This window comes from Gemmatimonas sp. (genome assembly GCF_041689975.1).
Classification (GTDB): Bacteria; Gemmatimonadota; Gemmatimonadetes; order Gemmatimonadales; family Gemmatimonadaceae; genus Gemmatimonas.
The window spans coordinates 1-8,251 of record NZ_JBDNFF010000032.1; the positions used below are offsets into that span (position 1 = coordinate 1).

Sequence of the window (8,251 nt, forward strand, 5' to 3'; positions counted from 1 at the left end):
GCAAGCGGCGTCGCCGGCCAGTCTCAAGGACAAGTGGAACCTCTGGACGTACACGACCAACTTCAATGCGTTCGTGCGTGCCGAGGAGCAGCAGCAATCGGTGAACGGTTCCTTATCATTGGCGGCCAATCGTTCGACCGCGACCTGGAAGTTGAACACGTCGGTGAGTGGTAACGTGAACACGCAGAACTTCAAGCTCGCCGCTACGGCGAACCGCCCGGCGATCGCGGTCCGCAACGAGCAGCGCACGTACAACGCGAACTCGCTGGTGGTTCGGTCGTTGAATTCGCATTGGTCGGCGGGATTCAAGGCCGGCGCCGGCTATTCGGACTTTCTCAACCAGGACCTCGCGCTGCGGTTACAGCCGGCGATCGAGTACAACGTGTTCGAATGGTCGGAGCAGACGCGCCGCCAGCTCACGTTTCTCTACAACGTGGGTCCCAACTACTACAACTACCAGCGCACGACGGTGCTCGATCGCGACACGGAAACGCGATTCAGCCAGCAGGCGACCGCGTCATTGGTGGCGCGCCAGTCGTGGGGATCATCCAACGTGTCGCTGGACTGGTTGAACTACTTGCATGATGTCAGCCGGAACGCGCTCACGCTCAGCGGCAACGTGGATCTTCGCCTCGGTCGCGGCTTCTCGCTGAATATCGGTGGCTCCGCCGCCCGCTTGAACGATCAGATCTATCTCCCGCGCGCCGGTAACACGGAAGAGGAAATCCTGTTGCAACGGCAGGCGCTGCAGACCGGATTTCGCATCACCACCAACATCGGCATTCGCTACACCTTCGGATCGATCTACAACACCATCGTGAACCAACGCTTCGGCAGCCTGGGTTCGAGTGGTGGTCGCTTCAACTTCATGTTCTTCTGATCTTGAAGCATCACGATCCAGCCATTGGGTCGCGCCGTTTACCGACCCGTTGTGCCGGTTCGTTGTCGTTGAAGGTAGGAAAAGTCGCCTATGCTCCCGCATGTGCGACTTTTCTTCCTGACGGCGGCACGTTCGTGGAATCGCGCGTCGATCGCGCCTCAGCGCGTCTGGCTACCACGGGGACCCTGCGCGTTGCGGAACGTCCACGCGAACCGTACCAGGTCAGCCCGATCGTATCGCCGACCGGTACGTCGGTGGCGTTGCTCGACGCAGGTCGAGACGAACGGTGATCGTGTACGTGGAGTCGAGCGCGGTGCTGGCGTGGTTATTGGGAGAACCGACCGAGTCGGTCGTGCGCGCCGCGCTGCACGAGGCGGAGCGGTGGTCACCTCGGCGCTCACTGGTGTCGAATGCGCGAGGGCGCTGATGCGGGCGCGTGTGCTGGGGCGGATCACCCACGTCGAAGAGCTGGCCGCGCTGCAGTTGCTCGATCGCGCCGAGTCGTCGTGGGATGTGTACGCTCTCACCGACGGCGTGCTGGAACGGGCGCGCGCGACGATGTCGGTCGATCCGGTGCGTATGCTCGACGCCCTGCATGTGGCGACAGCCAGCGCCCTGCGGGACGCCGTCGGGCCGGTGGCGGTCCTGTCGCTCGATGAGCGCGTTCGGTCGTGTGCACGCGCGCTGGGCTTCGTGGTCGTGCCGGAACAATAACGCTGGCGATGTGCGCTGAAATGATGGGATGAGCAATGGCGGGGTTGTGAGCGCGCGACGCGGCGCTCCATGATCCGGGATGCTGTCGCCCGCGAAATATCTGTTGAGCGGCGTAAGTCGCGTTGACGTCGACTCCGTGTTTGGCCGGACCACCCTACAAGGCCTCCGAGACCGGCCTTGCGGTCATATGTTATTGTATATACATTAACTATGCAGATCACCTATGACGACGTCAAGCGTTTACACACGCTACTTACGCGAGGTCTCGACTTCGCGGAGGCGGTGGCGGTGTTCGCTGGACAGGTCGCAGAGATTGATGATCTGCGCAGAGACTACGGTGAACGTCGAGTGATCTGCTACGGCCTGCTCGATGGCCGTTTGGTTGTCGTCGGATATACCCCGCGTGGCGCGGCACGCCACGTCTTCAGCATGCGGAAGGCGAATGCCCGGGAAGAAGCGCGCTTCAGCAGGCTCCGACATGGCGCGGGTTGATGCGCACGTGATTCAACCGGAAGAGTACATCGAACTGCCGGAGCTCACCGACGAGATGTTTGCCCGCGCGCGGTTTTCCAAGGGTGGCCGACCGGTGTCGGCCAATCCTCGCGTGCTCATCTCGCTGCGACTGCCGGCGGACCTACTGGAGAAGTGGCGCGCGACCGGGCCGGGCTGGCAGACGCGCATGGCGGAGCGATTGAAGCGAGTCACGTAGACGGTGCCGGCGACTATCTTCCTAATGGGCTGATCAACGCGGTGAACGCGGGCGCGTTGGCCGCGGTGCCGCATCTGCCACTCATTCCGGATTCTCGATGACTGCAGCAGACGACATGTCAGGGCGCGCCGAATGGATTGAAGTCGCCACGTTTTCCACCGGACTCGAGGCGGACATCGCCCGGGACACCCTCGAAGGCGCGGACATCCCTGTTCTCGTTCGCAGCAATGCGCCCGGTATTTTCGGACTCGCCTTCCAGGGTGTGGTGGTGGGCGGGATCGCGTTGCATGTCCCGACGCCGGAGTTCGAGCGCGCTCGAGAGCTGCTCGACACACCACCGGAGCGGCACCTGTCACTCGACGACGAGCAGGGCCGTCCGTAGCGTATGGCCGAACTCTTGCGAGGGGTGCCGGTCGCCATCGTCCCCTCAACGGAGCCCCAATGCCCTTCCTCGTGACCTCCGCCCTTCCGGCGACCGACCTGTACTTCGAAGACGGCGGCGGCAGCGGGCAACCGGTCGTGATGATTCACGGATGGCCGCTCAGCCACCGCAGTTGGGAGAGCCAGGTGAATGCGCTTACCGCCGCCGGCTATCGCTGCATTACGTATGACCGCCGAGGGTTCGGTGAGTCGGGGAAGGCGACCGGTGGCTACGATTACGACAGCTTCGCCTCCGATCTGAACGACCTCATCACAACGCTCGATCTGCACAAGGTTGTACTGGCCGGCTTCTCGATGGGCGGCGGCGAAATCGCACGCTACATCGGCCGTTACGGTTCGGCGCGCGTCGCGAAGACCATGCTGCTGGGCGCGGTGCCGCCGTTCCTGCTCAAGACGGCGGACAACCCGGATGGTGCGCCGCCGGCGATCTTCGACGGGATGGTCGCGGGCGTGACCACCGACCGTATCGCCTTCCTTGACGAGTTCTTCAAGAACTTCTACAATGTGGACAGCGTGCCGTCAGGCGCCGACCTCGTGCCGTTCAGCAAGTGGGTGGCGTGGGCTGCCTCGCCGCTGGCCACGCAACAGTGCATCGTGGCCTTCAGCGCCACCGACTTTCGTGATGACCTGAAGAAGATCGACGTGCCGACGCTGATCGTGCACGGCGACGCCGATCGCATCGTACCGATTGCGATTTCCGGAAATAAGTCGCATGACGCGATTGCGGGCAGTCGCTACGAAGTCCTCGCTGGCGCGCCGCACGGCTTTGCGGCCACGCATGCCGCGCAACTCAACGCGTTGATGCTCGACTTTCTGAGCAGCTGACGATTGCTACTTCAGGCGCTGGCACGAGGATGCCTGTCCGTACGGCCTATCGCAAATGAATTCGCTCCAGCTGGGACATCCGCCTCGGTGCCGGCGCTCTTCGCCGACAAGTCGAAGATCGCCACGGCGTTTGCATCAGCCTCGGTGACGAACAATCGTGCCTCATCGGCCGGGAGTGCAACGTTGCTGGGCGTGCTACCTTGTGCCGGGCCCGACGGCGGCGCGTCACACAGCTCTGTGACGAGCGCGCCGTTCGCCACATCAAGCACACTCACGCGATCCGTGCCGCCACTCGTCACGAACGGTCGCGATCCGTTGGCGGACAACAGCATCGACGATAGGTAACGCGGGGTGGTGGAGGAGTGTAAGAGGACGCATACGTTTCGGTCTGAAAGTCATCGTGAGGCTGACACTTTCAATGTGCCTGAGCTGTGCCTGAGCTGTGCTGAGTCGCCGGACGCGATCGAGGTCGAGCCACGACGTCAGCTCGTCGGCCTCCCGCGGCTTGGAAAACAGGTAGCCCTGACCCAACACGCATCCCAGAGAGCGTAGCGCTTTCCGTTGCGATTCCAGCTCGACACCCTCGGCCACGGTTTTGAGACCCAGCGTCTGACCAAGCGCGATGATGGTCTTCGCGAGGGCGGTGTCGGAGCCGCCGTGCTGGACGCCTTCAACGAACGCCCGGTCGATCTTCAGCACGTCGACCGCGAACTTCTGGAGGTAGCTCAAGCTCGAGTAGCCGGTACCGAAATCATCGATGGCGAGCTTCACGCCAAGCGATTTCAACGCTTGTAGGGTCGTCAGCGAGTTCTCGGTGTCGCGCATGATCACCGTCTCCGGTATGAACACCGTGGGTGAGATCGCGCCACGCGTGGGATGCTGCCAACGGAGCAGCGCCTCCATACTGCTGATGTCGCCACTGTCCAGGTGAACGATGGGCTGATACACCAGGCGCAAGCCGGCGCGCGCGGGATCGGCGACGGCGTGGCGCAGGTCGGACTCGAATTGCAACCGTTTGAACAATGGCCAGATACATCGCTGGTTCGAAAACGGCGTGCCGCGCCTTGCCGGCTTCCTTCGCTTCATACATCGCGACGTCGGCATTGCGCAGTAGCGTGTTCACCTCGTCAGCCGGCTCAGCAAAGGCCACGCCGACCCTGGCCGAGATCGAGATCAGGCGGCCCTGGAGCATCATGGGGCGGCACAGTGCGATCTTGATCCGGTTCATAATGGCGAGGGCCTCGCCGGAGTCGGCAACGCGCTCGAGCAAAATGGCGAACTCATCGCCACCGAAGCGCGCCACGGTATCGCGCACGGTGAGCGCCAACGCATGCTCCACTCGATCATGGAACAGCGTGCGGTTCGCCAGCGAAGTCAGTGCATCATGATACGCTTCATGCAACAGCCGCGCTTCCAGCAGTTTGCGCTCGGTGATATCGCGAAAGACGGTTTGCGTGGCTACCGTGTTCTCGTCCGAGATTCTCACCGACGCGGCATCGACTTCGCGCAGCTCCCCGTCAATCCGCGCGAGCCGATACTAAATACGAGAGGTGGCAGCACCCATCCGCTGCTGCAATAACACGCGGTCGTCCGCGTGCACGAAGTCCGACGCGCGTCGACCAACGAGTTCCTCCGCCGTGGTCGCGTCGATCAACGTCACGCCGGCCGCATTCACGTACACCAGCTTGCCAAGCCGATGGACCGCGATCGCCTCGAGCAGCGACCGATAACGGGCTTCGCTCTCGGCCAACGCCGACTGTCGAACTTCCAACGCTTCCCGCCGCGCCGCTTCAGAGGCAAGATTTGCGAGGATCGAGCCTTGCCGCAGCATGGTGCCATAGGCGGCCACGGCAGCGACACACGATCCGAAGAGGATAGTGATGGAGTGCGACTCCCAGAGGGAGCGTCCGGGAAGGATCACACTCTTCGTCGCTTCAATAGATAAAAAAACAGTACCGCCGCGGCAAAGAACGCGAAAGCGGAGGCGCGCCGCCGTCCTCGTGGGGTGACGACAATGTCCCGAAACTGGGCGGTGGCGGATCTGGTGGTGTGCATTGGACGGAACGGGTTCGGCAAAGAGGGAGGTGTAAGTCTCCGTATCGACCCGACCAGACTTCCCCTTCAACCGTTTCCGACCGTTGTTACGTAACGGATTGGTGACGGGTGTGCCTTGGGTGCCTATTCGATTTCCGACTCAGTCAGTGACGACATGTCGATCACAAAGCGGAATCGAACATCTCCGCGCGTTACGCGGTCGTATGCCGCGTTGATATCCTGCATGCGGATCACCTCGACATCCGGACCGATGGCGTGTTCGGCGCAGAACTCGAGCACTTCCTGAGTGTCCGCGAGACTTGCAATCAATGATCCGGCAACGGAACGGCGATGAAATGCAACGTCCTGATTGTTCACCGGGCTCATTGGTTCGAGCGCTCCGGCCACGCACAGTGTCGAACCGCGCTTGAGCAGCTTGACGAATGGATTCACGTCATGACGCTCCGGGACGGTCGAAATGATGAAGTCGAACGCCGAGCTCAGTTTCTGGAGCGCAGCGGTATCGTGCTCCAATACGCCGGTCACGCCGAACCGCGCGGCCTCCTGCAGTTTCTCCGAGGTGCGGGTGAACACGGTCACGTCGGCCCCCATCGCCTTCGCCAACTTCGCCGCCATGTCTCCCAGTCCACCGAAGCCCACCACGCCGACCCGTTGACCTTTGCTGACGCCCCAGTACTTGAGGGCCGAAAAGGTGGTGGCGCCCGCACAGAGGATCGGTGCTGCGACTTCTGGTTTGAGCGCCGCCGGGATCGAGAGCACGAACTTCTCGGACACGACGATCACATTGGAGTAACCGCCATAGCTGTTGTCGCGACCGTACATATTCTCGCCGGTGGTCGCCTTGGACGTGGGCACCATGGGCCCATTGTAGGTGGCAAGCCAGCTGTTCGGCCCTTCGCAATAGTTTTCTTCGGCCGACGTGCACGGCTCACAGCTCCGACAACTATCGATCATGCACCCCACACCAACCAGATCGCCGAGCGCGTGTCGCGTGACGTTGGCTCCAACTGCGCTCACGCGACCCACGACTTCGTGACCCGGAACGCACGGATAAACGGTGTTCTTCCATTCGTTCCGCGCCTGATGGATGTCCGAGTGGCAAACGCCGCAGTAGAGCACGTCGATGGTGACGTCGTGGGGGCCACCTTCCTCACGTTCGAATCGGAATAAGCTCAGGCGACTCTGAGCATCTGCGGCGGAGTACCCACGTGCGTCGATCATGTCGTTTCGCGCTGGGAAGAATGCACGGTGAAAGGAATGGATCGCCAGGCGTCAGCGATCGGCACTGAGCGGGGTCGTTGCGTCATGACGATGGACCAACGCACGTCGCGCCAATCCGAAGCAGGAAAGTTTTTCGGCGACATCGGTGGCAACCAATCCTCGTGTCCACCACACGCGCGAGAGCTGTGAGTAGTTCACGTGGCTGACAATCTCAGCACCGTGAAGACGCACTCGGTCCTCGACCACTATGTCGGCTCGTAGCGAAGTATTGATTGGAAGAAGAGGAGATCGGTTCATCGCTGCTCCGTTGACCGTTGAGTCGTATGCTCGCGCCGAGAACGCGATGACGCTATTGAGTGGTCTTGCCATCGAACGGTTCTGTAGAGTGTCCGCCGTAGTTCGGTTGACGTTGCACCGTTGTGGGGAGGGGAGTGCAATAGCCGCGCCACGGCGTAAGAAGCCGATGTGGTCCGCCGCTTGCAGATATTACTGATCGAAGTGACGGGGCGATTCCCACTGCACAGCGACCTCATGCTCGTGGGCTGGGAGACCGTGTATCATCCAACGCTGGCCTGATCATAGAACTCTTTTCCACGTCCCAACAGAGAAGGTTGTCGCTATGGGCCAGAGCAGCACGACGCCAGCGCGCCGCGACGCGGGTGAGCCGGCGTACCGGCTCGAGCTCCACACCGACGTCTACGAGATCCGCGTTTACGAGCCGTATCTGGTGGCGGAAGTGATCGTGGCGGGTCCGGCCGAGTCCGCCAGCAGCGAGGGATTTCGCCTGCTTGCCGGATACATCTTCGGCGGCAACGGCGGCTCCCACAAATTGGCGATGACCGCTCCTGTCACGCAGTCGCCTTTGGCGCTGTCAACGACCTTGCCCATGATGCAATCAGCCGACGCTGGCGGATTCCAGGTGCGGTTCGTGCTGCCGCCCGGCTATTCGCTCGCCACACTGCCGGTGCCGAACGACTCCCGGGTGAAACTGCGCGAGATCGAGGTGCAACGCGTAGCCGTGCGTCGTTATTCCGGCCGCTGGACAGAGGCGAATTACGCCGAACATGTGGCGACACTGCGCGCTTCGCTCACGGCGGCCGGTCTGACGGCGCACGGCGCACCAATCCTCGCCCGGTACAATGCGCCGTACGTGCTACCGTTCCTGCGGCGCAACGAAGTCTGGCTGTCGCTTGCCTGATCGTGGCCAGCGCAACCCTTCCGCAAGCCGGTGCTAACGCCACGCAGCCAACTGTCGCACCAGTGGTCGCTGCCTCGTCTGACATACCCGTCGCATTATCGGGTTAGCGGCGCATGCTTGGTGTGCCGCGCCAAAACCTTACACTGGTGATCAGTAGTGTCCCAACGTTTTTCAAAGGGGGTTACGAGATGGCGGGCTACGGCACGGC

At 62.1% G+C, this 8,251-nt stretch carries 11 protein-coding genes and 2 pseudogenes; 7 read left to right on the forward strand and 6 right to left on the reverse strand.

The window, feature by feature from the left end; genetic code table 11:
* The 6 genes from ACESNG_RS02330 to ACESNG_RS02355 all read left to right on the forward strand — a co-directional run.
* The coding region (locus ACESNG_RS02330) for a hypothetical protein (protein WP_373067632.1) at positions 1-880 on the forward strand (880 nt) is incomplete at its 5' end.
* A gap of 90 nt (positions 881-970) precedes the next feature.
* Entirely contained in the window at positions 971-1,594 is a 624-nt protein-coding gene (locus tag ACESNG_RS02335) for a type II toxin-antitoxin system VapC family toxin (protein ID WP_373061086.1), read from the forward strand.
* A gap of 210 nt (positions 1,595-1,804) precedes the next feature.
* On the forward strand, positions 1,805-2,086 hold the full coding sequence (locus tag ACESNG_RS02340) for a BrnT family toxin (RefSeq protein WP_373061085.1): 282 nt from the start codon (positions 1,805-1,807) through the stop codon (positions 2,084-2,086).
* A gap of 7 nt (positions 2,087-2,093) precedes the next feature.
* Positions 2,094-2,303, forward strand: coding sequence for a BrnA antitoxin family protein (locus ACESNG_RS02345; protein ID WP_373067635.1), 210 nt, complete (start codon positions 2,094-2,096; stop codon positions 2,301-2,303).
* 97 nt (positions 2,304-2,400) lie between these two features.
* A complete protein-coding gene (locus ACESNG_RS02350; protein ID WP_373061083.1) occupies positions 2,401-2,685 on the forward strand; it encodes a putative signal transducing protein in 285 nt (94 codons plus the stop codon).
* A 59-nt stretch (positions 2,686-2,744) separates the two neighbouring features.
* Complete coding sequence (locus ACESNG_RS02355; RefSeq protein ID WP_373067637.1) at positions 2,745-3,569, forward strand: alpha/beta fold hydrolase; 825 nt, start codon at positions 2,745-2,747, stop codon at positions 3,567-3,569.
* A gap of 11 nt (positions 3,570-3,580) precedes the next feature.
* Here ACESNG_RS02355 and ACESNG_RS02360 read toward each other — a convergent pair whose 3' ends face one another.
* From ACESNG_RS02360 to ACESNG_RS02385, 6 genes and pseudogenes are all read right to left on the reverse strand, one after another.
* On the reverse strand, positions 3,581-3,838 hold the full coding sequence (locus ACESNG_RS02360; protein ID WP_373067640.1) for a hypothetical protein: 258 nt from the start codon (positions 3,836-3,838) through the stop codon (positions 3,581-3,583).
* Positions 3,831-4,394 (reverse strand): EAL domain-containing protein, encoded by a 564-nt coding sequence (locus ACESNG_RS02365; protein WP_373067642.1) that lies wholly within the window; start codon positions 4,392-4,394, stop codon positions 3,831-3,833. The genes ACESNG_RS02360 and ACESNG_RS02365 overlap by 8 nt, the downstream gene beginning before the upstream one ends.
* 72 nt (positions 4,395-4,466) lie before the next feature.
* A pseudogene (locus ACESNG_RS02370) lies at positions 4,467-4,673 on the reverse strand (hypothetical protein); the annotation flags it as partial.
* Positions 4,630-5,055, reverse strand: a pseudogene (locus ACESNG_RS02375) (diguanylate cyclase domain-containing protein); the annotation flags it as partial. The pseudogenes ACESNG_RS02375 and ACESNG_RS02370, both read right to left, overlap by 44 nt.
* A gap of 51 nt (positions 5,056-5,106) precedes the next feature.
* Positions 5,107-5,490: a hypothetical protein gene (locus tag ACESNG_RS02380; RefSeq protein ID WP_373062498.1), complete on the reverse strand. Its 384-nt coding sequence runs from the start codon at positions 5,488-5,490 to the stop codon at positions 5,107-5,109.
* Between the two features lie 257 nt (positions 5,491-5,747).
* Positions 5,748-6,845 carry an NAD(P)-dependent alcohol dehydrogenase gene (locus tag ACESNG_RS02385; RefSeq protein WP_373062500.1) on the reverse strand — a complete coding sequence of 366 codons (1,098 nt, stop codon included), beginning with the start codon at positions 6,843-6,845 and terminating at the stop codon, positions 5,748-5,750.
* A 619-nt stretch (positions 6,846-7,464) separates the two neighbouring features.
* On the opposite strand from ACESNG_RS02385, the gene ACESNG_RS02390 reads away from it, so the two are divergent.
* A complete protein-coding gene (locus tag ACESNG_RS02390) occupies positions 7,465-8,043 on the forward strand; it encodes a heme-binding protein (RefSeq protein ID WP_373062502.1) in 579 nt (192 codons plus the stop codon).
* Positions 8,044-8,251: the final 208 nt, after the last annotated feature.

Coding starts and splice junctions, on each gene's coding strand:
- ACESNG_RS02385 (WP_373062500.1), bottom strand. CDS start 6,845: ATGATCGACGCACGTGGGTACTCCGCCGCAGATGCTCAGAGTCGCCTG.
- ACESNG_RS02355 (WP_373067637.1), top strand. CDS start 2,745: ATGCCCTTCCTCGTGACCTCCGCCCTTCCGGCGACCGACCTGTACTTC.
- ACESNG_RS02340 (WP_373061085.1), top strand. CDS start 1,805: ATGCAGATCACCTATGACGACGTCAAGCGTTTACACACGCTACTTACG.
- ACESNG_RS02390 (WP_373062502.1), top strand. CDS start 7,465: ATGGGCCAGAGCAGCACGACGCCAGCGCGCCGCGACGCGGGTGAGCCG.
- ACESNG_RS02365 (WP_373067642.1), bottom strand. CDS start 4,394: ATGCGCGACACCGAGAACTCGCTGACGACCCTACAAGCGTTGAAATCG.
- ACESNG_RS02350 (WP_373061083.1), top strand. CDS start 2,401: ATGACTGCAGCAGACGACATGTCAGGGCGCGCCGAATGGATTGAAGTC.
- ACESNG_RS02335 (WP_373061086.1), top strand. CDS start 971: ATGCTCCCGCATGTGCGACTTTTCTTCCTGACGGCGGCACGTTCGTGG.